The 23,563-nt window shown below is 64.4% G+C and carries 25 protein-coding genes and 1 tRNA gene; 6 read left to right on the plus strand and 20 right to left on the minus strand.

The window, feature by feature from the left end:
• Window positions 1–18 precede the first annotated feature (18 nt).
• Both GY769_05400 and GY769_05405 read left to right on the plus strand, forming a co-directional pair.
• The gene (locus GY769_05400; protein ID MCP4201355.1) at window positions 19–1,473 is read left to right on the plus strand and encodes an aminotransferase class V-fold PLP-dependent enzyme; all 1,455 of its coding nucleotides are present in this window, start codon (window positions 19–21) and stop codon (window positions 1,471–1,473) included.
• Window positions 1,474–1,486: 13 nt separating this feature from the next.
• Window positions 1,487–2,128, plus strand: a complete 642-nt coding sequence (locus tag GY769_05405; GenBank protein MCP4201356.1) for a GNAT family N-acetyltransferase — start codon at window positions 1,487–1,489, stop codon at window positions 2,126–2,128.
• Here GY769_05405 and GY769_05410 read toward each other — a convergent pair.
• On the minus strand, window positions 2,088–2,888 hold the full coding sequence (locus GY769_05410) for a DUF547 domain-containing protein (GenBank protein ID MCP4201357.1): 801 nt from the start codon (window positions 2,886–2,888) through the stop codon (window positions 2,088–2,090). The genes GY769_05405 and GY769_05410 overlap by 41 nt on opposite strands.
• 125 nt (window positions 2,889–3,013) lie before the next feature.
• Here GY769_05410 and GY769_05415 point away from each other — a divergent pair, with 125 nt between their 5' ends.
• On the plus strand, window positions 3,014–4,426 hold the full coding sequence (locus tag GY769_05415) for an FAD-binding oxidoreductase (protein ID MCP4201358.1): 1,413 nt from the start codon (window positions 3,014–3,016) through the stop codon (window positions 4,424–4,426).
• A 16-nt stretch (window positions 4,427–4,442) separates the two neighbouring features.
• Window positions 4,443–5,507: a hypothetical protein gene (locus tag GY769_05420; GenBank protein MCP4201359.1), complete on the plus strand. Its 1,065-nt coding sequence runs from the start codon at window positions 4,443–4,445 to the stop codon at window positions 5,505–5,507.
• 25 nt (window positions 5,508–5,532) lie between these two features.
• Here the strand turns inward: GY769_05420 and guaA are convergent, their stop codons facing one another.
• Genes guaA through GY769_05445 form a run of 5 tightly spaced genes read right to left on the minus strand, consistent with a single transcriptional unit; the run spans window position 5,533 to window position 10,685 of the window.
• Entirely contained in the window at window positions 5,533–7,077 is a 1,545-nt protein-coding gene (guaA, locus tag GY769_05425) for a glutamine-hydrolyzing GMP synthase (protein ID MCP4201360.1), read from the minus strand.
• Between the two features lie 56 nt (window positions 7,078–7,133).
• A complete protein-coding gene (locus tag GY769_05430) occupies window positions 7,134–8,174 on the minus strand; it encodes an NAD(P)-dependent glycerol-3-phosphate dehydrogenase (GenBank protein MCP4201361.1) in 1,041 nt (346 codons plus the stop codon).
• Entirely contained in the window at window positions 8,171–8,785 is a 615-nt protein-coding gene (gene plsY / locus GY769_05435; GenBank protein ID MCP4201362.1) for a glycerol-3-phosphate 1-O-acyltransferase PlsY, read from the minus strand. The genes GY769_05430 and plsY overlap by 4 nt, the downstream gene beginning before the upstream one ends.
• Window positions 8,782–9,393 carry an RNA 2',3'-cyclic phosphodiesterase gene (gene thpR, locus GY769_05440; GenBank protein MCP4201363.1) on the minus strand — a complete coding sequence of 204 codons (612 nt, stop codon included), beginning with the start codon at window positions 9,391–9,393 and terminating at the stop codon, window positions 8,782–8,784. Before thpR ends, plsY begins: the two co-directional genes overlap by 4 nt.
• Complete coding sequence (locus GY769_05445) at window positions 9,390–10,685, minus strand: competence/damage-inducible protein A (GenBank protein ID MCP4201364.1); 1,296 nt, start codon at window positions 10,683–10,685, stop codon at window positions 9,390–9,392. The genes thpR and GY769_05445 overlap by 4 nt, the downstream gene beginning before the upstream one ends.
• A gap of 167 nt (window positions 10,686–10,852) precedes the next feature.
• Between GY769_05445 and GY769_05450 the strand changes: the two genes are divergently transcribed.
• The gene (locus GY769_05450) at window positions 10,853–11,902 is read left to right on the plus strand and encodes a hypothetical protein (GenBank protein ID MCP4201365.1); all 1,050 of its coding nucleotides are present in this window, start codon (window positions 10,853–10,855) and stop codon (window positions 11,900–11,902) included.
• Window positions 11,902–13,077, plus strand: coding sequence for a hypothetical protein (locus GY769_05455; GenBank protein ID MCP4201366.1), 1,176 nt, complete (start codon window positions 11,902–11,904; stop codon window positions 13,075–13,077). The genes GY769_05450 and GY769_05455 overlap by 1 nt, the downstream gene beginning before the upstream one ends.
• Before the next feature lie 90 nt (window positions 13,078–13,167).
• Here the strand turns inward: GY769_05455 and GY769_05460 are convergent, their stop codons facing one another.
• From GY769_05460 to GY769_05525, 14 genes are all read right to left on the minus strand, one after another.
• Window positions 13,168–14,661, minus strand: a complete 1,494-nt coding sequence (locus GY769_05460) for a hypothetical protein (protein MCP4201367.1) — start codon at window positions 14,659–14,661, stop codon at window positions 13,168–13,170.
• 38 nt (window positions 14,662–14,699) lie between these two features.
• Window positions 14,700–15,989 (minus strand): thymidine phosphorylase, encoded by a 1,290-nt coding sequence (locus GY769_05465; GenBank protein MCP4201368.1) that lies wholly within the window; start codon window positions 15,987–15,989, stop codon window positions 14,700–14,702.
• A gap of 43 nt (window positions 15,990–16,032) precedes the next feature.
• On the minus strand, window positions 16,033–16,773 hold the full coding sequence (locus GY769_05470; protein MCP4201369.1) for a hypothetical protein: 741 nt from the start codon (window positions 16,771–16,773) through the stop codon (window positions 16,033–16,035).
• Window positions 16,774–16,798: 25 nt separating this feature from the next.
• A tRNA-Arg gene (locus tag GY769_05475) sits at window positions 16,799–16,875 on the minus strand.
• An 89-nt stretch (window positions 16,876–16,964) separates the two neighbouring features.
• Complete coding sequence (locus GY769_05480; GenBank protein MCP4201370.1) at window positions 16,965–17,486, minus strand: adenine phosphoribosyltransferase; 522 nt, start codon at window positions 17,484–17,486, stop codon at window positions 16,965–16,967.
• Window positions 17,487–17,500: 14 nt separating this feature from the next.
• Window positions 17,501–17,779 carry an acylphosphatase gene (locus GY769_05485; protein ID MCP4201371.1) on the minus strand — a complete coding sequence of 93 codons (279 nt, stop codon included), beginning with the start codon at window positions 17,777–17,779 and terminating at the stop codon, window positions 17,501–17,503.
• 4 nt (window positions 17,780–17,783) lie between these two features.
• Complete coding sequence (locus GY769_05490; protein MCP4201372.1) at window positions 17,784–18,383, minus strand: DedA family protein; 600 nt, start codon at window positions 18,381–18,383, stop codon at window positions 17,784–17,786.
• An 11-nt stretch (window positions 18,384–18,394) separates the two neighbouring features.
• A complete protein-coding gene (locus GY769_05495) occupies window positions 18,395–19,051 on the minus strand; it encodes a protein-L-isoaspartate(D-aspartate) O-methyltransferase (GenBank protein MCP4201373.1) in 657 nt (218 codons plus the stop codon).
• Window positions 19,048–19,848, minus strand: coding sequence for a 5'/3'-nucleotidase SurE (surE, locus tag GY769_05500; GenBank protein MCP4201374.1), 801 nt, complete (start codon window positions 19,846–19,848; stop codon window positions 19,048–19,050). The genes GY769_05495 and surE overlap by 4 nt, the downstream gene beginning before the upstream one ends.
• A complete protein-coding gene (mtnP, locus tag GY769_05505) occupies window positions 19,823–20,689 on the minus strand; it encodes an S-methyl-5'-thioadenosine phosphorylase (GenBank protein MCP4201375.1) in 867 nt (288 codons plus the stop codon). Before mtnP ends, surE begins: the two co-directional genes overlap by 26 nt.
• Before the next feature lie 33 nt (window positions 20,690–20,722).
• The gene (locus GY769_05510) at window positions 20,723–21,682 is read right to left on the minus strand and encodes a Gfo/Idh/MocA family oxidoreductase (GenBank protein ID MCP4201376.1); all 960 of its coding nucleotides are present in this window, start codon (window positions 21,680–21,682) and stop codon (window positions 20,723–20,725) included.
• Complete coding sequence (lpxA, locus tag GY769_05515; protein ID MCP4201377.1) at window positions 21,675–22,493, minus strand: acyl-ACP--UDP-N-acetylglucosamine O-acyltransferase; 819 nt, start codon at window positions 22,491–22,493, stop codon at window positions 21,675–21,677. The genes GY769_05510 and lpxA overlap by 8 nt, the downstream gene beginning before the upstream one ends.
• Window positions 22,494–22,507: 14 nt before the next feature.
• Window positions 22,508–22,930: a 3-hydroxyacyl-ACP dehydratase FabZ gene (gene fabZ / locus GY769_05520; protein ID MCP4201378.1), complete on the minus strand. Its 423-nt coding sequence runs from the start codon at window positions 22,928–22,930 to the stop codon at window positions 22,508–22,510.
• Window positions 22,931–22,984: 54 nt separating this feature from the next.
• Complete coding sequence (locus tag GY769_05525; protein ID MCP4201379.1) at window positions 22,985–23,551, minus strand: OmpH family outer membrane protein; 567 nt, start codon at window positions 23,549–23,551, stop codon at window positions 22,985–22,987.
• Window positions 23,552–23,563: the final 12 nt, after the last annotated feature.

Below are 23,563 nucleotides of genomic sequence, written 5' to 3' on the forward strand. Positions count from 1 at the left end.
CTCTAGTAGGATCGCGCAATGCCCGACCGGCGGAGCGCCCTGGAACCGACTCCCGAGGAGATGCGCGAGATGACTCGCCTCGCGACCGATCGGATCGTCGCTCATATCGAATCGCTACCCTCGCTGCCGTCGCTAGAGACCGCGGGCGGGCGCGAGCTAGCGGCCTCCCTCGTGGAAGATGCCCCCGAATTCGGGACCTCGCCTCGAGAGCTCCTCGAGCTGATCTTCGAGCGCGTCACGCCGACGAGCTTCACCAATCCGGGACCGGGGTTCATGGCCTACATCCCAGGCGGTGGGCTCTTCGAATCGGCGCTCGCCGATTTCATTGCCGGCGGGATCAACCGCTACGTCACGGTCTGGGCGGCCGCACCGGGCTTGGTCCAGCTGGAGGTCAACGTCATCAATTGGTTCTGTCGGATGCTCGGCTACGCCGAGTGCGCCGGTGGCTTCCTGTCGAGCGGTGGTTCCCTGGCGAACTTCTCCGCCATCTTCACCGCGCGACGAGAGCGCCTTTCCGAGGACTTTCTCGACGGCACGATCTACGTTTCGAACCAGATTCACCACTCGGTCAGGCGAGCGGCGACGCTCGCCGGCTTCCCGACGTCGGCCGTGCGCGACGTGGCCGTCGACGAGGACCGACGAATCAAGGTCCGCGATCTGGAAGAGCTGATCTCTGCGGATCGCACTAGGGGACGCAAGCCCTTTTTGGTGGTCGGTAGCGTCGGCACCACCAACACCGGCGCCGTCGACGACCTCGAGGCCCTGGCCGACATCGCCGAGCGGGAACGGCTCTGGCTCCACCTCGACGCGGCCTACGGGGGTTTCTTCGCCCTGACGGAGCGGGGTCGTCGAAGCATGGCAGGCATCGAACGCGCCGACTCGATTACCCTTGATCCCCACAAGGGGCTCTTTCTGCCCTACGGGACCGGCTGCCTGCTGGTCAGGGACGTCGCCACCCTGAGGCGCGCGCACACGGTTCAGGCGGACTACATGCCGCCGATGCAGGACTCGGACGAGCTGGTGGATTTCTGCGAGATCTCGCCCGAACTGTCTCGTGACTACCGGGGCTTGCGGATATGGCTGCCGCTCAAGATTCACGGCCTGGAGAGCTTCCGGAAAGCACTGGACGAGAAGCTCGACCTGACGCAGTGGGCCTATGGCGAGCTTCAGACCATCGAGGGCATCGAGATCGTGGCGGCGCCACAGCTGTCGGTGGTCGCCTTCAGGCTGGCTCCTTCGAACCTCGAAGAGGAGGATCTCGATCGGCTCAATCGCGAGCTCATCCGGCGGATCAACGATCGCAAGCGGGTTTTTCTAACCGGGACCCTGCTCGACGGCCGCTTCGTCATTCGGATCTGTGTGCTGAGTTTTAGAACCCACCGCGACCGTATGGAGATGTGCCTAGACGATATTCGAAACTCCGTGAGTGAGCTCCTCGCTGAGAACAAGCTCCCATCCCGATCGATCGGCTGAACTAACCCCAACAGTGAGCAGAGACCCTGGACGACCACGAACGGGAGGCGGCCTCCATGTTCGCCCCGCCCTCGCTGGGGACCTGGTCGCGCTCTCGAGCCTGGCGAAGAGCACGTTCCGGGATACCTTCCAGTCACAGAACACCCCCGAAGACATGGAGAGCTATCTGGCGCGCTCGTTCTCGCCGGCACAGATCCGAACGGAACTCGACGACCCGGCGAACATCTTTCTGCTGGCCTTTGGCGAGCCTGCCGACAAGCCGATCGGCTACGCCAAGGTCAGATCGGGTGAGCCGAAGCCCTCGGTGAGGGGCTTGCTCTCCGTCGAGCTGGAGCGACTCTACGTAGACCGCGAGGTTCTCGGACGCGGCGTTGGCGCGGCTTTGATGAAGGAGTGCCTCGCGGTGGCGGCCAGGAGAGGCAACCAGACCGTATGGCTGGGAGTCTGGGAGCACAATCCGCGGGCCATCTCGTTCTACGAGCGCTGGGGCTTCGAGGTCGTCGGCACGCACACGTTTCTGCTCGGCTCCGACCCGCAGGTCGACCTCATAATGGAGCTAGCGGTAGGGACCGATGACAGCCGGGCAGAGCAGCGCCGATCGAGCTCAGATCCCGCTACCGGTCGTTCAACGACCAGTCATAGTCGAGGTACTTGACCGACGGATCGACGGTGCGGATCTGCTCGGCCAGGTCGTCGGGCAAATGCGCCAGGACCCAGTCCACGATCTCGCTGCGCGCGAAGAACGCAACCACCGTGCTACCCCCGGTGAAGTCGCCCGCGTACCACTTGAAGATCGAGGACAGCCACAGCTCTCCACCGGCGAGGCGCAGTCCTTTGGCGCGATCCGCCAGGAAACCTCGGGTCTGTTCTTCCAGCTGTCGATCCAATTCAACGGCCCGGTAGGGCTCGAACCGCAGGTCCGGACAGCTGGTCGAGGCGCAGACCACGGCGAAATGGACTCGCGGGTCGCCTTCGGCGCGCGCCCGCCCCTCGATCTCGTCGAGTGTCAGCTGCTCTCCGGCCACCGGAAAGGTCCGGGTGTCGAAGAAACCGTCGACATCCTTGACCGATTCGATCTCTGGATACAGCTCGAGCACGTACCTCGCCGTGACGGCGTTGTAGGCGTTGCTCCAGAAGGCGATCCGCTCCTCGCGCTCGGCCTCGACCGGCCGCGCATCCGCAAGACTGGCGAGATAGGACTCCAAGTCGTCCGGCGCCGCCTTGAGAGCCGCGTAGTCCAGTCCTCCCGACTCGTGATGATTCTCCAGAACACGCGCCCAGGGCGCGTCCGTCGGCAGTGGGCCCAGCATCGTATCAACGGCCTCCGACGCGGTCTCAGCGGCTCCAGAGCAGGCCGGGCTCACAATGCCGAGCAGCAAAAGTGCGATGAGAACGTTGCGTCTACTTGCATTCATGTGATCTCCCCCCTGACAACGGTTAGATACGGAGGGCTATTCCCCGAGGATTACCCGCCCGGTGATTCCAGCTCGAGCCCGAGCGGCGGCCACCGAGGCGAAGAGTTCACCGCTACAATCCTCGGGTGAGCCCGAGCGAGTCCAGAGTCGGTGAGGCGCTGGCGGCGTTGCGCCGGAAGCTCCCGGCCGAGGCGATTCGGCAGGACGAGGACGCTCTCGACAAATACGGCCGCGACGAGACCGAGAGCTTCGTGTTCCCGCCCGACCTCGCGGTGCTCCCCGACACCGTCGAGCAAGTCTGCGCCACCCTTGAAACAGCCCACGAGCATCGCGTCCCCATCGTGCCACGCGGGGCGGGTACCGGTCTCTCCGGCGGCGCCCTGCCGGTCGAGGGGGGCTGGGTGCTGTCGCTGGAGCGATTGAATCGGATTCGCCGCTTCGAACCGGATAACCTGCTGATTGAGGCCGAAGCCGGGGTAGTGACCGGCGATCTGCAGCGGCATGCCCAAGACAGTGGCCTGTACTACCCGCCGGACCCGGCGAGCCACGACTCGTGCCTTCTGGGAGGCAATCTAGCCGAGGATTCGGCCGGACCCCGGTCCTGCAAGTATGGATCGACCCGGAAGTGGGTGCTCGGGCTCGAGGCGGTGCTCGCCGACGGTACCGTCCTGCGAACCGGCAGCGACGCCCGCAAAGACGTCGCCGGTTACAACCTGACACAACTCCTGGTCGGCTCGGAAGGGACTCTCGCCGTGATCACTGCCGCCGTCCTGCGCTTGATCGCTCAGCCGCGGTCCCGGCTCACGCTCATCCTGCCCTTCGGCGAGCTCGCCGCCGCCGCTCACGCCGTTGCCGAGATCTTTCTCGCCGGTCACGACCCGGCGGCATGCGAGTTCGTGGAGCAGGCGGCGCTGGCGGCGGTCGCTCCGTTCGAGCCGGTCCCGAAGGCGCTGGCTCAGAGTGGCGCAGCGCTGTTTCTCGAGCTCCACGGCGACTCCGCGGACACGCTCTTACCCGCCGCCGCAGAGATCGACGCTCTGTTTGCCGGTCAGCTGAGCGCCGAGGCGCTCGTCGCGACCGACGCCTCCGAGCAACGCCGACTCTGGCGCATCCGCGAGCGCATCGGCGAAGCCGTCAAGAGCCGATCTTCCTATAAGGAAGCCGACGCCGTGGTGCCTCGTGGGAGTCTGGCCGGCTACGTCGCCTCCGCACATCGGATCGCCGAGCGCTGCGAGCTGACCGCGATCTGCTACGGCCACGCCGGCGACGGCAACCTGCACGTCAATCTGCTGCAGGGGAACCTCCAGGACGATCTCTGGCGCCGGCGGCGCGACCGAGCCGAGGAGGAGTTGTTCGAGCTCGCTGCATCGTTGGGCGGGACGGTCTCAGGAGAGCATGGCATCGGCTGGACTCAACGCAGGCACCTAGCGAAGGTAGCGACGCCCGCAGCGCTTTCTGCAATGGCGGCGATCAAGCAAGCGTTGGATCCGAGAGGTATTCTCAATCCGGGGAAGGTCTTCCCAGAACCCGGCTGCTAGAATCTGGCGCCTAGACATGCTCAGCGATCTCACTCGCGAGAGGTACGAGCTCTTCGCCAAGATGGTGCGGAGAAGGTCCCAGACCGGCCGCTGGCTCGTCCTCACGCACGACAACCCGGATCCGGATTCGATCGCCTCCGCGGCCGGTCTGGCCAAGATCCTGCGACGCTCCTTCCGGCGCCAGGTTCGCGTCGCCTACGGCGGGATCATCGGTCGCGCCGAGAACCAGGAAATGGTCAAGGAGCTCGGCGTGCGGCTCAGCCACATCCGACGGCTGGATGTGCGCAACTACAGGTACTACGCACTGGTCGACACGCAGCCGGGTACCGGCAACAACCAACTCGATGGCATCACGCCAGACCTGGTTTTTGACCACCATCCAATCCGCAGCGCAACGCGGAAGGTTCCGTTCGCCGACATTCGCACCGCCTACGGAGCGACCGCAACGATGATCGCCGAGTACATCGCCGCCAGCGGCTGGGAGCTGACCAAAAGGGAGGCGACCGCGTTCCTCTACGCTGTGCGCTCGGAAACGCAGGACTTCGGGCGCGAGTTCTCGGCCCCGGACCGTATGCTGTTCGACGAGCTCTTGCAGCAGGCGGATCTCAGGGCCCTGGCGAGGATCCAGGCCCCCAGGCTCGATCTGTCCTACTACCAGACACTCCACGAGGCGCTCGAGAGCCTACAATCCGTTGGCACGCTGGTCGTCAGCAACCTCGGCGAGGTGGACAATCCGGATGCAGTCCCTGAGATCGCCGACCTTCTGCTCCGAATGAAGGGCATGACCTGGTCGTTCTGCACCGGCGTACACGGCGATCGCCTGTATGTGTCTCTGCGGACGACCAATTCGAGAGCCGATGCCGGAAGGCTCATGCGTCGCCTCCTGGGCCGTCGCGGCAAGGGCGGCGGCCACGGCATGATGGCGGGGGGCTGGATTCAGTGGGCCGGCACCCGGAGCGGAACGGCGGAGGGCCTGCAAACCTACCTCGCTCAGCGGCTTGCCGGGATCCTCAAGAAGAAGCCGGAACGGCTTTCGCCGATCGCGATGAAGGAGTCGAGCCGCGGCCCGGCGCCCGACTAGCCAAGCCGCCCGCCGGCGGTTCCGTTTATTCCCACTCGATCGTGGCCGGCGGTTTACTGGTCACGTCATAGACGACGCGGTTCACACCGGGAACTTCGTTCACGATTCGACTGGCGACCGAGCCCAGGAAATCGTGCGGCAAGGGGCTCCAGTCCGCGGTCATGAAGTCCTGGGTCTCGACCGCTCGAAGCGCTACGACATTCTCATAGGTTCGGCTGTCACCCATCACTCCCACCGTGTGAACCGGCAGCAGGACCGCGAACGCCTGGCTCACCTTGTTGTAGAGGTCACGTCCACGTAGCTCCTGGATGAAGATGGCGTCGGCCTCCTGCAGGGTGTTGACCCGCTCGGGCGTGATCCGGCCCAGGATTCGCACTCCCAGCCCGGGTCCTGGGAACGGGTGGCGGCCGATGAACTCCTCGGCGAGTCCCAGCTCCCTCCCCAACTGTCTGACCTCGTCCTTGAACAGCATACGCAACGGCTCGATGAGCTCGAAACCGAGTTTCTCGGGCAATCCGCCGACATTGTGGTGGGTCTTGATGACCGCCGAGGGCCCCTTGACCGACACCGACTCGATGACATCCGGGTAGAGCGTTCCCTGGGCCAGGTATCTGGCTCCGTCGAGCTTCTCCGCCTCCCTTTCGAACACTTCAATAAAGACACGGCCGATCGTTCGACGCTTCTCTTCGGGTTCACTCACGCCCGCCAGCGCCTCTAGAAACCGCTCCTTGGCATCGACGACGGTAACCGGGAGCCCCAGACCCGTACCGAGGCTGTTTTCCATGTGCCGGCGCTCGTCTTTGCGCAGCAGACCGGTGTCCACGAAGACCGCGCTGAGTCGATCTCCGACCGCACGCTGAAGCAAAACCGCGACCACGGACGAATCGACGCCGCCCGAGATGCCGCAGAGAACGCGGCCCTCCGGAGCCTGCCTTCGAATCGTCGCGATGGCCTCCTCCAGATACGAGGCCATGGCCCAGTCTCCGCTCGCACAGCAAATTCGGTACAGGAAGTTGCGCAGAATCTCGTCGCCCGAGACCGTGTGCGACACCTCGGGGTGAAACTGGATCCCGTAGATGCCGCGCTCGGGGTTCTCCAGGCCCACGACAGGAGCGCTTTCGCTCGAAGCGATACGCTGAAATCCCTTCGGTACTCCGGTCACCCGGTCGCCGTGGCTCATCCATACGGTTTCGCTGGAAGCCAGGCTGCTGAAGAGCTCGCTGCCACCGGAGATCGCGACCTCGGCGCGACCGTACTCCCGCTTGCCGGAGGCCTCGACCTTGCCTCCGAGCTGCTGAGCGACTAGCTGAAAGCCGTAGCAGATGCCCAGAACCGGAACGCCCAGGTTGAAGACACCGGAGTCCAGCTGGGGAGCGTCGTCGTCATAGACCGATTGCGGCCCCCCCGACAGAATGATGCCAATCGGCGCGAGCTCGGCGATATCGCCCGCCGCCATGCCGCAGGGATGCACTTCGCAGTACACACGATTCTCGCGCAGGCGCCTGGCGATGAGCTGCGTGTACTGGCTCCCGAAATCGAGCACCACAACGGTCTCGTGACGAACGGACAGATCGGTTTCCTTGCCGCGCAGGTTGACGACGTTGGACGGTTTGCGGGCGGCGTCCGTCAAAGCTCGTGCTCCGATTTTCTTTCGCGACTCATCAGCTCCTCCAGCGCTTCGCGCGGATCCTTGTCCTCGTAGAGTACACGCATCATCTGACTGGTGATGGGAATCTCGATCCCATGGCGCTCGGCCAGGCGGGTCAGCGAGCGCGAGTTGCGAATGCCCTCGGCCACCATCGAGGTCTCCGCCTGGATCTCGGCCAGGCTCTTGCCGGCGGCAAGGGCCATACCGGTGCGGCGGTTGCGGGAGAGTCCTCCCGTACACGTCAAGACCAGGTCGCCCAGTCCCGCCAGACCGGAGAAGGTCTGAGCCTCGCCACCGCAGGCGACGCCGAGTCGGGTCATTTCGTGAAGTCCGCGAGTGATCAAGGCCGCCACGGTGTTGTGCCCGAGGTCGAGGCCGGTGACCACTCCCGCCGCGACCGCGATCACGTTCTTGGCCGCGCCGCCGAGCTCGACGCCGACAACGTCGGTCGTGGAGTAGAGCCTGAAGCTCGGAGTCGCCAGCATCTCGCGCAGGCGCTTCGCAAGCTCGGGAACCTCCGATGCCACAACGGCGGCGGTGGGCGCATTGCGGGCGAGCTCGGCGGCAAAGGTCGGGCCCGAGAGAACCGCGAACCGGACCTCGCACTCGGCCGCGGAAGCCTCTTCGGCACAGACTTCGCTCATGCGCGCGGTGGAATCGGTCTCGACGCCTTTGGTAGCGGAGATCAGGGTCGCCGGTCGGGCTCCCTCAGTCCCAGTCCCTCCTGGGAACGGCGCCGCCGCAAGAAAGGCCCGAACGGATTCCCTGAACCCATGGGAAGGCACGACGACCAGCACGAGGGCGCTGTCGTGGACCTCTCTCAAGTCGTGCCCGACACGGAGATTCTCCGGGAACTCGACGCCGGGCAGATACCTGTCGTTCTGACGTCTTCTCGCCAACTCACCTGCAAAGGCCTCATCCCGTGCCCAGAGCAGGACCTCGTGCCCGGCATCGGCGAAATGCACCGCCAGCGCGGTACCCCAAGATCCCGCTCCGAGCACCCCCAGTTTCCAGGTCATACCGGTCTTCCTCCCAGGCGCGATTCGGTGCCGGCCCTCAGTCTCCGGAAGTTGGTGGTGTGGCGCACGAGCACCAGCCCGCAGACGACCGCCGCGGCCAGCCATCCCATTCGTCCCGCGGCCAACGGATAGCCCCACTGCTCCGGCAAGACCCAGAGCAGCGGAAGAGCGGCCACCGCCAGAATCGATCCCAGCGAGACGATACGCCACACGGCGACGGCCGCGGCGAAGATCGCCACCGCAATCAACGAAGCGATCGGGTTGAGGGCGCTGAGCGCGCCAAAACCCGTGGCAACACCCTTGCCGCCACGAAACCCGAGAAACGGCGAAAAGACATGCCCCAGCACGCAGGCGACGGCGGCCGCCGCCAGAATCCCGTCGGACAGACCGGCGCTCCGCCCGAGCCAGATCGGAACGAAGCCCTTACCGATATCGAGCATCAGGCCGAAGAGAGCAACGACCGGCCCGGCAGTCCGAAGAGCGTTCGTGGCCCCGGGGTTGCGGCTGCCCACCTGACGCAGATCACTGCCGGTTCTCACCCGAACCGCCAGGTAGCTGAACGGGATGGAGCCCAGCAGGAAAACCGCAAGCAGAAGCAAGGTCGGATTCATTCGCTGTCTCGAGTCGCGGAAGCCGTTTCAGGGGTCCGCATCCCCAGAGGATACGACCGAACCACGCTGTAGTGCACCCCCCGCTCTCTCGGCACGCTCTCGAAAAGGCAGCCGCGGTCCACCGTGAAGGCATTCTCCCGAAGGCTCCTTGCGGTACCGCCGGATGGGCCGCTGCTCCAGACTTCGCAGGCTCGCCTCGACCAGGGCTTGCGACATCGGGCCAGGGTCAGATGGGGGGAGAAAGGTCGTCGCTCGATGTCGAAGTCGAGCGACCGACAAGCCTCGGCGACCGCTTCTTGAAGCCGGCCGAGCGCCTTGGACGGCCGGAACCCCACCCAGACCACTCGGCCCGGCCGGCCGGCCGGAAAAGTCCCGCAGTGCCCGAGCTCGAGCTCGAACGGGACCTCAGCCGCAAATACCGGGCCGAGCGAATCATCCAGGCGCGTCAGATCTCCCTCCGTAACGGTACCCAAAAACACCAGTGTGAGGTGCCGGTTCGGCGCCGGGACCCACCTCGCGGGGGGGAGTCTGGCGCGCAGATTCGCCAGCGCCTCGGCGAGGCCGACGGTCACCCTCTCGGGGACCTCGAGGGCGATGAATGCCTTCACCCGACGTCCCGCGCGTCGCCATCCACCGGCTGCCCCTGCGCAGAGGCCTCGGCGCCCAGCAGTCGCCTGCGAAGCAGATCCAGAGCCCACTGCGTCGTCAACCGCCGCACCCGGGCGCGATTGCCCGGGAATTGAAAGCGACGTTCAACCGTTTTCGGTTCGTCGTCGCCGGCAAGCGCCACGTGCACCGTCCCCACCGGCTTTTCTTCGGAGCCACCTCCAGGGCCGGCAATCCCAGTAACGGCAAGGCCGAAGTCTGAACCCAGCCTCGCGCGAACGCCAAGAGCCATGGCCTGCGCGACCTGCGAGCTCACCGCCCCATGGTCGTCGATGACCCGTCGCGGCACTCCGAGCAGGCTGGCCTTGAGCTCGTTCGAGTAGGTCACCGCGGCGCCCAGAAAGTACGCACTGCTGCCGGGAACGGCGGTCAGCCTCTCGGCGACTCCGCCGCCCGTACAGGACTCCGCCGTGGCCACGGTCTTGCCACCTTTGTCGAGAAGGCGTCCGACCTCGGCCTCGAGCAGGGCCTCTTCGGCGCGCCCAAAGACGTGGTCCCCGAGGAGCTGCTCCAGCAGCCGCTCTCTCGGTTCGAACCACACGGCTCGCTCATCGGGCGATCCTCCTCGGGTCAGACCCACCATTACCTCTCCAGGCGAAGGCAGCAGCGAGACTCCTTCGTTGCCGAAGCGGGCGTAGAGCGACTCGAGCCGCTCTTCGAGGTCCGACTCCGGGATGCAGGCGACCTTGAAGACTCGACGCTCGAAACCACCGCCCGGAGCATGACTCTCGAGCCACGGCACCAGAGTCCGCTCCACCAAGCCGTGGAGCTCGGTGGGCACTCCCGGGAAAAGAAACAGAGTCGCGTGGGCGTCCTCGATTCGCAAGCCCGGCGCCGTTCCCCTCCGGTTCTCGAGGACCTGGGCACCGTCGATCACGTCCGCCTGGCGTTCGTTGACCGGCGCCATCTCGCGGCCAAAGCTGGCGAACTTCCTTTGAATATCTTCAATGATCTCCGGATCTCGCACTAGACGACGGCCCAAAGACCTGGCCACCGCTTCCCGGGTCAGATCATCCCGGGTGGGTCCCAGCCCTCCGGTCACGAGGACCAACGCGGCCTCATCGCGCGATCGATCGAGCTCTACCTGGATATCCTCCAGCCGATCGCCCACAATTACCTTGCGCGCGACCTCGATGCCGTAACGGGCCAGTTGATCGGCGAGAAACAGCGAGTTGGTGTCGCTTCGATCCGCACCGAGGAGCTCGCTGCCGACCGCGATGATCGTTGCTCGCATCGCCAGATAATACCCGGATATCGAGGCCACTCTTCCTTCGTGTCCCCTCCCGACTGGTTCTGCTCGGGAGGACTGGCACTGGCCCGTGAGGGCTGGTTCTGCCCCTGGAGGAAAGGACACCGCGTTGACAGTCCCTATTGAGCCGCCGTAGCATGTGCCGGCCAGCCATGCGCCGCTTGACTACCGAGCTTTGCGCGATTCCGGTCATTTGCCTGCTGCTCGTTGCGCTGCCTGCCGCGGCGCGAAGCCACAAGGCGCGGAAGCCGGTGACCGCAATCCAGCCCACCGACAGCACCAGCCACCTGGTGCTGCTGTCGCGCCCGGGCTGGGCCCGGATCCAGAGCGATCGGGGCCGTCGCCGGGTGGCCCTTCACCGGGAGGAGACCTCGACCACCGTCGCCGAAACCGTATCGGGCTGGGTCCTCGGCGGCGTGCGCACGAGCGAGACCGGCAGCTCGGTCTTTCTGATGTCCTCGGCAACCGAAACCGGCGCGCGGCTCCCCGCGCTCGAGCAACGCGACGCGCTGCAGCTACGTCCGGTGCTTCTAGTTCACGACCGGCGGCTGACTGGAGCGGCCTGGCTGGAAGGCGAGAGTCAGCGCACGATGGCGGTCCGGTTCGCCGAATGGACCGGTATCGGTTGGGGACCGGCACGGACAGTCTCGCGACCGGGTCCCGGTAGTCAGACCGGCCTCAGCGGAACCACCCTGCGCAACGGCGACGTGCTGCTGGCCTGGAGCCGCTTCGACGGCTCAGACGACGAAATCTTCTGGAGCCTGCGCGAGGGATCGACCTGGTCCTCACCGGCTCGCGTCGGAGCCGACAACAGCACTCCCGACATCACTCCTGCGCTCGCCGCTGCCGGCCGTGGCGCGGCCCTGGTCTGGAGTCGGATGGACGGGGGCGAGTACCGTCTTCTGGCGCGGCGATTCCGATCCGGCGAATGGCAAAGCGAGCGGGTCCTGGGCCCTGCCGGATCGGCCTTTCCGACCCTGGTGCGCTCGGACGACACGCTCATGGCGCTGTACCGGACCGCCCGGCCAAGAGGCTGGTCGGTGACCGAGTTAAACGGCGGATCGCCGATCCCGCGCCGGGGCCGGATCCATGACACCCGAAGTCAAAGGCCGGTCGTCGCCGGCATCGGCTCCAGCGGACCGATTCTCAGGTGGCTTCGGCCAGGCCGCTCGGCGACCGTACGATGGGGCGTTCGGCGCTGATGAAGAGACTCTCGCCGCTGCCCATTCTGGCGATAGCAGCCCTTGCGGCCGCCGGAGCGGTGAGCCGGGCCGCCGCCATCGAGATCAAGGTGCTCGCTTTTGGCGATTCGCTAACCTCCGGAATCGGTGACGAGGAGGCCCTGGGATACCCCAAGAGGCTCGAGCAGAAGCTCGGCGAGGGCTCCACAGTGGTCAACCTCGGTGAGCCCGCCGAGGAGACCGCCATGGGCCTCTCGCGGATCGGACCGGCCCTCGGCGAGGGCGGCGACGTGCTCCTCCTCATGGAAGGTACCAACGACGTCACTCACATGGTCGAGGGAGGGTTATCGGTCGAGAGCACGCTCGCCAACATCGACGCGATGATCTCGAAAACCCGCGAGGCCGGGATCGAGCCCGTACTGTCATCGGTGATTCCAAGGTCGCCGCGGGCCAAGCGAGACCGGAACAACCGTGTCACGGCATCCTTTGCCGGCGAGCTTCGCGAGTTGGCCATCGGCCGAAACCTCCGCTTCGCCGACGCCTACGACCTCTTCGATCCTGAAACCGTGCCCGAGGTCTTCGCGGACTACTACGACAACGACGAGGCAGACCGTGTCGGGCACCTGAACGGTGTCGGATACGACAAGCTCGCGGACGCCTTCGCGGACCTCTTGAACGAGATCGACTCGCAGCCGCCCGTGGTCGGCAACTTCGAGCCCGGATCGCTGCCCAACAAGGTGCCTGCCAACATCAGGATCAGGATTCCGGTCTACGACTTCAAGAATGGAGACGGGCTCGACCTGGAGGCGACCAGGCTCCTGATCAACGGCAATGTCGTCGCCGATGGAACCGACGGCAATGGCGACAAAAGGAAGGTGGAGCTGGTCCATCAGGGCAAGAAGGCTCTCGGATGCCGAGCGGTTCTTCGGGTGCTCGCCAGGGATCTGGCGCAACCGCCCAATGCGCTCGATCGCACGGTCGCGATCTACGACATCGACGGCCGAACCGTCCTACCCGGCGACGTGAACTTCGACTGCTCGGTCGACGGCGCCGATTTAGTGAGTTTCGCCCTCCACTTCGGGCTCGACTCCACCGACCCCGGTTATTTGCTGACCTGGGACTTCAATCGCGACGGATTCATCGACGAGATCGACCTCGATACCCTGTCGCGCAACTTCGGCAAGTCCTCGCTGTAGTCGTCGGACGAACCGCCCGGGGCTTCATCACCGACTAGCGAGACGAGACCCGGGAAGCGGGCGACTTCCGAGCTTCGGAGAGTCCCTGCGCTAGCGCGCGCTCCGACCGCGGCCGGGCGTACTCGCGGAACCCGAAGTTCCGATGAGGCGTCCGAGGTCGAAAAGCAGGGCGCCCAGAAAGGATGGCACGAGCAGAAACGCGGGACCGACCAGTCGGTCGTCGGGCCGGTTGACCACCGCGGTCAGAAGCAGCTGGAAGACCACAAAGGCCACGGCGACACCTCCCACCGCGATCGTCGTCATGCTGAGGATCGCCGGCGACGAAGCCGCCGGAGTCGCCTCCCGCTGCCGGAGCAGAGCAAGAGGGTAGGCCAATAGCAGCAGGCCGGTGAGAAGGACGTGGCTCGGGCAGGCGACGATGCGCGCCAGCCCACCGGTAAAGGAGTCGCGGACCCACTTCAAGTAGAGCCCGGGTCTGGCTCGGAAGACCTGGCTCGATAGCGACGAGAACATCCTGTTCATGGTCAGCACCCGCTCGCCGTAAAGAGGTGGCAGAGTCTTGGGATTCTCTCGCTGTTTGAGCAAAGGGACCTGCAGAAGCTCATCCGGATCCCGGACTCCGCTCGCCATCGCGGTTCCGAGTGGCTCGGCGATGTAGAAGATGTTCCTCGAGTAGAGTTCGAAAAATGGCCGTGGCGCGCTGTGGAAAGTGAAGGGCCTCATGTTGCGCCGCTTCCGTTCTCTCAAGATGGCCCAGGCGAGGAGATGATTCTCTTCGGGCAGCTCTCTCAGCACTTCAGCGTCGAGCATCGAGGCCGCGATTCCGATGGCGTTGTAGCCTGTGAAGCTGACCAGGCCGAATTCCCCGACCACGAAGAGACGGAGCAGACAAAAGAGCAGAAACGGGCCAGTGGTGACGGCCGCCAGTGCCGAGGCAAATGGCAAGACCCGGAGCGCGGGACCGCGTGCGCAGGCGCCGACGACCACCCCGGCAAGCGGTATCAGAAGCAGCAGAAACAAGCTCGATGGTCGAACCTGGCAAGCGAGAAAAACAGCGAGCCCGAGCCCGATCCAACGCAGCGCGCTGCCCGGTCTCTTGGCGACAAGTAACAAAAGTGAGACGGCGGTGAGCGCTAATGCGATTGCCGGAGCATCGGTCCCGATCCGCTTGATGTATACGAGACCGCACGTATAAAGGAGTGGCGAAGCGATGGCAAGCGCCATCCAGGACGACCCTGAGAACTCACGAACTGCGGCATAGAAGAGCGTTACCGCAAGGAAAAACAGAGCCATTTGGATGATAGGGATCAGAGCATAGTCCTCGGAAAGCGGCCCGCAGAGCTTCAAGAACAGGGGATAGCCGTAGGTGCGAACGCCTGAAAGGGCATCCCGAAGCGAGGTGACTCCTGCCATGACCTCGTAGCTCAGGGTGTCCGGAACTCGCTGCGGCTCGAGCTGTCCGGTGGTCACGAAGCGCCGAGCCAGGAGCACAAACTGAACGACGAGCCAGAACATGGGCCCGAAAACCCGCGAGAGGACCGTCCGGGCGCGCGGGGCGGAACGGTCCGCAACGCTGGTGTTCACCGGCGCAGTCTAGCAGCGGAGTGCGGAGTGGACCTAGCCTAACCGGCGGCGATGTGGTCGCCGATCAGGGGGGGCGGCTCGACCGGCTCGTCGACGATCCGGAAGCAGCCTTCGATGTTCGCCACGATCTCAGGCTGTGGCTCGCGCAAGAAGAGCGTCGCCAACTCCTGCCCGCCTTCCACTGCTTGGCCGAGCCCCGAACGGAAACGCATCGACACGCCGCCATCGATCCGGTCACCGTCGCGCAGACGCCCGCCTCCGGCCTGTGCCAGCGCCAATCCCAGGCCCTGCGTGTTCACCTCCGCGAGGTAACCGGATCGCGATGCCGCTACCCCGACCACCGTGGGAGCCAGCTCGATGTCCGCCTCCAGCCAACTCGGATCGCCTCCCTGGGCCTCGGCCCAGGCCAGAAACTGGCTTCGGGCCCGGCCCGACGAAACCGCCGCCTCGAGATCCTCTCGCCGCAACGACACCCCGCTCAGCCTCGACACTTCCAAGGCCAGCGCATAGGTGACTTCCATGAGGTCGGCGGGGCCCTGCCCCTCCAAGCAGCGCATGGTTTCGAGCACTTCGGAACGGTGCCCGACCCACTCGCCCAGGGGCTGACTCATGTCGGTCAGAATCGCCGACGTTCTCATACCGCAAGCCTCAGCCGTGTCGACCAGATTCCGGGCCAGAAGCCCGGCTTCCTCGAGATCGGGAATGAAGGCGCCGCTGCCGGTCTTTACATCCAGAACCATTGCAGCAGCGCCCGTTGCGAGCTTCTTCGACAGGATGCTCCCGGTGATCAGAGGAATCGAGTCGACGGTAGCGGTCACGTCCCGCAGCGCGTAGAGCTTGCGATCGGCCGGAGCCACCTCGCCGGTGGCCATTCCGATGGCCATGCCGCAGGTTTCGAGCAGCTCAATACAGCGAGCTCGATCGAAGTCCAGATCGAGCCCGGGAATGGTCTCGAGTTTGTCGGCGGTACCCCCGGTGTGGCCGAGGCCGCGGCCGGTCAGCATAACGACGGGCTGCCCGCACGCCGCCAGGATCGGCGACAGAACCAACGATACCTTGTCGCCGACACCACCCGTGGAATGCTTATCGGCAAGCGTCGGAAAACGAGAACCGAGATCCCATTGCTCGCCCGACTCCAACATCGCGATCGTCAGAGCCCGAGTTTCTTCTCCGTCGAGCCCGCGAATCGCGGCGGCCATCAGAAAAGCGCCGAGCTGGGCGTCGCTCCAGGCTCCGCTGGCGGCGCCTTCTACGATCCGCCGTATCTCGCTCTCTTCGAGCCGATCGCCGTTACGCTTACGGGCCAGAATGGCGTAGGGGCTGATCATGTCGTGCAAGCCGAGGCAGGCGAAGCGTCGCGGACTCCGGCGCTCAGGGAGTCACGGATGAAGGTGCAGCGGACTCGGCCAGCTTACGTCTCGCGTCCGGGGCATAGACCGAGCTCTCGTACTCGTCAACCAGCCGCTCGTAGGCACCGACGGCTTCATCCGCTCGCCCCAGCCCTTCGAGGGCACGGGCGAGCTCGTACAGAACCGCGTCCGGCGGCAGCGCCGAGCTCCCCGAGCTCAACAAGCCTCGGAGCTCCTCGACCACCGCTTCACCACGACCCTGGCTTTTGCCCAGGTTGATCAGGTTCATCTGCAAGCGCCCCGCGAGCAGTGTGTCGTCGACGCCGGCCATGGCCTCACGCCACAGAGCCTCGGCTGTTTCGTCATCCCCGGCGGCGGCAGCCAGGTCTCCGAGGTACGCCGCCGCAATCGCCCCCAGGCTCTTCCCCTTGAACTCCTCGTGGAGGGCTTCGAAGCTCGATCTGGCCCTCAGGTTACGGCTGGTTTCATCAGGAAATGACGGATCCTTGGGATCGTCCGGGGTCGGGTTCACGGCGTCGATCGGGGCACTGTGGATTGCCAGAGCCTGCGCCAGCAGGGTATTGGCACGCTCCACCTGGCGGTCGCTGTAGGCCGTCACGGCAGCGACGATCGCCGCTACGGCAACCACCGCCACAGCGATCGCGAGCAGGCTGCGCCCGTGCCCCCGAACGTACTGAACGGTGCGCCCGACCCAATCGAGAACCTCGTCCCGCTTCATGTCCTTGCGTGTCAGTCGACTCATCGATTCACTGCCTGACTCCCTGAGTTGGTGCGGCTGGGAGGACTCGAACCCCCGACCTAGAGCTTAGGAAGCTCCCGCTCTATCCAGCTGAGCTACAGCCGCTCAAAGACCGAAGATACTACCCCAGCAAACGACGACGGACAAACACTCGACATCTCTGCGGCACCGCCCCCTCGGAATCAAGAATGCAGCTAGTCCTCGTAGGTAATCAGTGCCTCCAAGGGGTAGTTGTTGAGCTTGTCGCGCCCCCCCAGGAACAGCAACTCGACGACAAAGCCGAATCCGGCCACCTCGCCGCCCTGGGACTTAACGAGCTCTGCCGTCGCGGCCGCGGTGCCGCCGGTCGCAAGAAGGTCGTCCACGATCAGGACTCTCTCACCGGGCTCGACACCGTCCTCGTGCATTTCGACCTGGTCCGAGCCGTACTCCAGATCGTACGATTGCGTCACGGTCTCGCCGGGCAGCTTGCCCGGTTTTCGCACCGGCACGAAGCCTGCGTTGAGGTTGTAGGCCACGATCGGAGCAAACATGAAACCCCGAGACTCGATCCCGACGACCTTGTCCACGTGCTGGTCCGAAAAGAACCACACGAAGCTGTCGACTGTCATTCTCAGGGCTTTGGGGTCCTTGAGCAAAGTCGAAATGTCATAGAAAAGAATGCCCGGCTTGGGAAAGTCCGGTATTTCTCGAATGTAGTCCTTGAGCATGTCCATCTGGTCGTCCCCCGTCAGAACTGAATCTCGAATGAATCTGAGGTCTCGGCCGCCATCGACTCGGTTCGCTCTACCGAGCTGACTCTTGACATGGCCGGGCCCTTCCGGACCGCCTCCGCGAACGCATCTACCTGGCCGCTCGATCCGATCGCCAAGGCCTCCACGGTGCCGTCCGCACAATTGCGCACCCAGCCCCGCACACCGAGCCTGTCGGCCTCCCGCTGGGTATACCAGCGAAAACCGACCCCCTGAACGCGACCATGAATTCGGAACTTCCAGCCGCTCTGGGCCATTGAATCAGCCATCGTGCCGAGCCGCAGAGTGCGCCTTTCTGCCAACCAGCCAGAACCCGACAATCAGAAGAATAACAAATGCGATCGAAAGCCAGCCGAGATGCCGCTCGATAAAGAGCTGGGCGGACTCTCCGAGCCACCTCATGAGCAAGCCGACGGCGAGGAAACGCAAGGTGCGAGAAACGATCGACGCCAGGACGAACACCTTGAAGTTGATCTGTAGGGCTCCGCCGGAGACGGTGAAGAGCTTGTACGGAAGCGGCGTCAGTCCGGCGATGCCCACGGCCCAGGCGTTGTACCGATCGTAGTACGAGCTAACCTTCTCGAGGCGCTGCGGATTGAAGAGCCTCTGCAATAGAGGCCGGCCCCCCACCCAACCGATTCCATAGCCCGCCGCCCCGCCGAGCACCGAGGCCACCGAACAGACCAGCGCGAACCAGAGTGAGCGCTCCGGCTGACCAACGCAGAGCGCGATCAAGAGGGCGTCCGGCGGAACCGGAAAGAAGCTACTCTCGGCAAACGAGACTCCGAAGAGCGCCCACGTGGCGTATGGCGTTTCGGCCAGGTCCACGACCCAATGAAAAAGCTCTCGAACCCACTCCATCGTGCCGCCCGCTACCCCACGTCCTGCCAGCCGAACCGGCCAACCAACGGCACGAACGCCACCATCTCACCCTCTTCACGGCGGTGGCCGCCGCCGCGGAGCTTGCGGTACTTCACCAGCCTCTGCCGCTCCAGATCGCCCTCCGGGACCACGAGAATCCCGCCCACGGTCAGCTGCTCGAGAAGCGGCTCCGGCACCGAAGGAGCTCCCGCCGTCACCAGAATACGGTCGAAGGGGGCAGCTTCGCTCCAGCCGACGGTGCCGTCGAAGATCTGAATCTTGACGTTCTGGAGCCCCAGGTCTCGGATGCGGGAGATCGCCTGTCGGGCAAGGCTGCCGATGCGCTCGAGGCTGAAAACCCTCGACGCCAGATGGGCGAGTATTGCCGTCTGGTAGCCGGTACCGGTGCCGATCTCGAGCACCGAGTGCTGCTTCGAGACATTCAACAGCTCGGTCATGCGCGCGACCACATAGGGTTGCGAAATCGTCTGCGCTGCCTCTGAAGGCAGCGCGTGGTCGCCGTAGGACTGGTTGCGCAGGTGCTCGCGCACGAACAGATGCCTCGGCACCGCCCTCATCGCATCGAGCACCCGCTCATCCCTGATGCCATACGTCCGGATCAGATCCTCGACCATCCTTCGTCGCTGGAATTTGAAATCGCTCGTCATTGCGAGAGATTCGCCACTCCATCCAGCTCGGCGCTCAACCAGTCATACGAATCGAGAGAGCGATAGTCGGTGAGGTCCAGGTGAAGCGGCGTGATCGAGACATACCCGTTCAAGACGGCCTCATGATCGGTGCCGGTGTCTTCGTGCCAGACCGGTTTCCCGGCGATCCAGAAGTACCTTCTGCCTCGCGGATCGAACTTCTCCACGACCGACTGCTTATAGACGCGCCGTCCCAAGCGGGTCAAACGGACCCCCTTGATGACGCCGGCCGGCACGTTGACATTGAGGAGAAGATCGGGCGGCAGCTTCTTGGTGATCAGCAGCCCGAGGAGCCGGCGAGCGAAACGGGCGGCGCCTTCGAAAGAGAATCCCTCACTCACCTCCTGGCTGAAGGCGACCGAGGGAATGCCCATGAGCGTGCCTTCGAATGTCGCGCTTACGGTGCCTGAGTAGGTGACGTCATCGCCCAGATTGAAGCCGAAGTTGATGCCCGACACGATGAGGTCCGGCGGATCGTCCTTCATCAACCACTGCAGCGCGAGGTTGACACAGTCGGTCGGTGTGCCGTCGACCGAATACCGCCCTTCCTCGAGCATCTGCATGCGGAGCGGTCGGTCCAGAGTCAGCGAGTGGCCGCTCGCGCTCTGCTCGCGATCCGGTGCGACCACCGTGACGTCGGCCACCTCGGCCAGTGCGTCCCTGAGGAGCTTGACTCCCTCGGAGAAGACGCCGTCGTCGTTGGTTATGAGTATTCGCTTCACGCCAAGCCCTTCAGCCCTTGATGTAAGGCCCGACAATAGGCGACAAAGCCTCGAGCGTCTCCGGTGGGATCCGAGAGGGATCGGTCATCAGCGAAGTCGCCAGGATCCCCTTGAAGGGGCTGTCCTGAGACTCATCGATCCTGTCGATCGTTCGACGAACCGCTTCTTTGGCCGTCTTGACGTTCTTCTGAAGCACTTCCATGACGGCGGTCGCGTTCACGTCGTCTTCTTCTTCATGCCAGCAGTCGTAGTCGGTGATCATCGCCATGGTCGCGTAGCTCATCTCGGCCTCGCGAGCCAGCTTGGCTTCCTGCAGACCGGTCATCCCGATGACGTCGAAATCGTTCCGACGATAGTAGAGAGATTCGGCCAGCGTCGAAAACAGCGGACCCTCCATGCACACGTAGACACCGCCCTCGTGCACCGTCGCTCCGGCGTCCCGAGATCCGGCAATCAGCCACTCCGACAGCTTTCCGCAAACCGGGTGAGCGAAGCTCACATGCCCCACCAGACCTTTGCCGTAGAAAGTATCGGGCCGGTGGCGCGTCCTGTCGAAGAACTGGTCCGGGACCAAGAGATGGGTCGGTACGTACTCTTCTTTCAGGCTGCCCACGGCCGAGACCGACACGATCCACTCCACCCCGAGGACCTTCATGCCGAAGATGTTGGCCCGGTAGTTGAGCTCGGACGGCAGCAGCCGGTGCCCACGCCCGTGGCGCGGCAAGAAAGCGACCTTCTTGCCGTGAAGCTCTCCGACAATGTAGGCGTCCGAGGGATCGCCGAACGGGGTCTCGATCACCCGCTCCTCCAGAATTCGCATGCCTTCCATCTCATAGAGGCCGCTGCCCCCGATCACACCTATCCTTACGTCAGACATCATTCCTCCAGAGAAGTCTCGCCGGAACTCCGATTATGCGAATGCTTGGACCGCGCTCCGCTGCTGCTCGATCTGATCGCAAACGTCCTGCGCCGCAGCCAGCGCACGCCGGCCGTCTTCGCCGGTGACGAGCGGGACCTCTTCTCCCCGGCAGGCTGAGACAAAGGCACGAAGCTCACATTTGAGCGGCTCCTCCCGTTCGATAGCAACATCCATGCGCTCGAGGTCGCGAACTCCGCCGCCCTTGCGCAGCCGATAACCCTTGATTTCCTGCTTTTGATAATCGAGCGACAGGTAGATCCCCGGGACGATGACTCTCAGTTTGCGGATCTTGTGATCGGACACTCGCGAGGCCGTCAGGTTGGCGACCAGTCCCGACTCGAACTCGAGGCGGGCGTTGGCAATGTCATCGCGATCGGTCAAGACGTTCACTCCGACCGCTGCAAGACTCTTTAGAGGCGACGGATCCAGTCTCTGCAAGATCTGCAGGTCGTGAATCATGAGATCTCGCACCACGTCGATGTCGAGGCTGCGGGACGAGAACTCACCCATGCGATGAACCTCCGCAAAGCCGGGCGGCAGCCCGATCCCAAGTAGCGCTTGGACCGCCGGGTTGTAGAACTCCACGTGTCCCACCGCCAGGACCCGGTCGCCGGCCGCGGCGATCAAGGCGTCCGCCTCTTCCAAGGTACGGGTGATGGGCTTCTCCACCATCACGTGAAGCCCACCTTCAAGCAGTCGGCAGCCAATCTCGGCGTGATCCCGCGTGGGTGCTGCGACGACCACGGCGTCGGCCGCCGCCGCCAGCGAGTCCAAGTCGCCGAAGACTTCCGCGCCGAACTCTCCGCAAACGGCCTCGGCCTTCGACCGCTCGATGTCGAACGCGCCAACTAGCTCGGCCGTCTCGAGCTCCGACAGGATTCGAACGTGATGCCTGCCGAGTGCTCCGGTGCCTACAACACCGATTCGAAGTCGCCGTCCGGGATCACCCACCGCTGCCTCGTGCCGAACGCTGGCCCGGCAAAGCCTTGATGACGCCCAGCTCGGAGCTCTCCAGGTACTCGATCAAGAGCTCGATGTCCGGGTTACCGGCGAACTCGCTCTTCAACTGCTCGAGGGCTTGACTGGTGTTGAGGGATGACCTGAGCAGAACCCGGGCCGCGGCCTCGATCGGCTTGATTCGGGCCTCATCGAACCCCCGGCGCTGTAGACCTATTCGGTTGACACCGATGCAAGCGGGCTTCGCTCCCACCGTCTTCATGTAGGGCAGGGCGTCCTTGGTGATGATCGAGTAGCCGCCGATATAGGCGTGTCGCCCGACGCGGCAGAACTGCTGGACCGCGCTGAAGGCTCCGATGGCCGCGTAGTCTTCGACGATGACGTGACCGGCCAGAGTCGCCGCGTTGGTCAAGATGGCGCGATTCGCGATGTGACAATCGTGGGCGACATGGGAATAGGCCATCAGCAGGTTCTGGTTGCCGATGGTAGTGCTGCCTCCGCCCAGCCCGGTGCCCCGGTTGACGGTGCAGAACTCCCGAAAGGTGTTGCCGTCACCGACCTCGAGGGTTGTCCGCTCGCCCTGGTATTTGAGGTCCTGCGGATCGAGCCCGACACAGGCGTGCGGGAAGATACGGTTTCCGGAGCCCAGGATGCACGGCCCCTGAAGCTGCGCCGCGGAGCCGATCTCACAATCGTCACCCACCACGACCTCGGCTCCGATCACTGCGTACGGGCCGACACTGACACTCGAGCCGAGCTCGGCATCGGGATCGACGACCGCTGTGGGATGAATGGCTACGGGCATCTCGTGCTTCCTTACTAGCTTGGCACCATGGCCGAAGTGAGCATGGCCTCCGCCGCGACCTGCCCGTCGACACGGGCCACGCCGTGCACTTTCGCGAACGACGGCCGCGCCCTGATGATCTCGACATCCAGAATGAGCTGGTCCCCGGGGCGCACCGGGCGGCGGAACTTGGCATCGTCGACCCCGGCGAGATAGATCAGATGTTCCGCGCGATCCGATCGGTCGTGGATCAGCAGAATCCCGGCCGCCTGCGCCAGGGCCTCGATCACCAGCACGCCCGGCATCACCGGCTGGCCCGGAAAATGGCCGACAAAGAACGGCTCGTTGACCGTGACGTTCTTCACGGCGCGGGCGCGCTCGCCCGATTCGAGCTCGAGAACCTTGTCGACGAGCAGAAACGGGTAGCGGTGCGGCAGGACCGACTTGATCCAGTCGATACCGTATGAGTCGCCGCTCGTGCCGCTGGCGGCGTCTGGCGCCTGCGTCAGGTGCTAGCTCCCCGACTCGGCAGGGGCAGCGGCTTCCGACACGCTGCTATTGAGCCGCTGCATAACTTCGGCCGTGATGTCGATGGCTTCGTTGGCGTACACCAAGCCGCTCTCGAACTTGTTGAAGATCATCGTGTAGCCACCCTCCTGACCGACGGCATTGATGATCGGCATGACCTTGCCCTGAATGTCCTGAAGCATCTCTTCTTGACGCTTCTGCAACTCTCGATTGGCGTCATCGTTGAACCGCTGCAGCTCGATCAACCTGTCTTCCAACTCCTTCTGCAACTCGGCCAGCTTCTCTTCGGTGAGCGAGAACTGACCCTCGGTGATCTTCGCGCGTAGATCTTGCGCTTCGGTCTGCATCGCGTTGCGCTCGTCCGTCTTCTCCTTCTGCAGGACCTTCAAGGCGTCGATGCCCTGCCTGCCCGGCTCCGACTCCTCCAACAGCTGGACGACGTTGATCACCGCGACCTTCAGCGCCTCCTGCGCGAAAGCCGCCGGAGTGACGCATGCCACGACAAGCCCGGCGGCAGCCGCCGAGCACAGAATCAATCTCAATTGCCTCATGGTCTTTCGTAT

Source organism: bacterium, from assembly GCA_024224155.1.
In the GTDB taxonomy this organism is placed as follows: Bacteria; Acidobacteriota; Thermoanaerobaculia; order Multivoradales; family JAHEKO01; genus CALZIK01.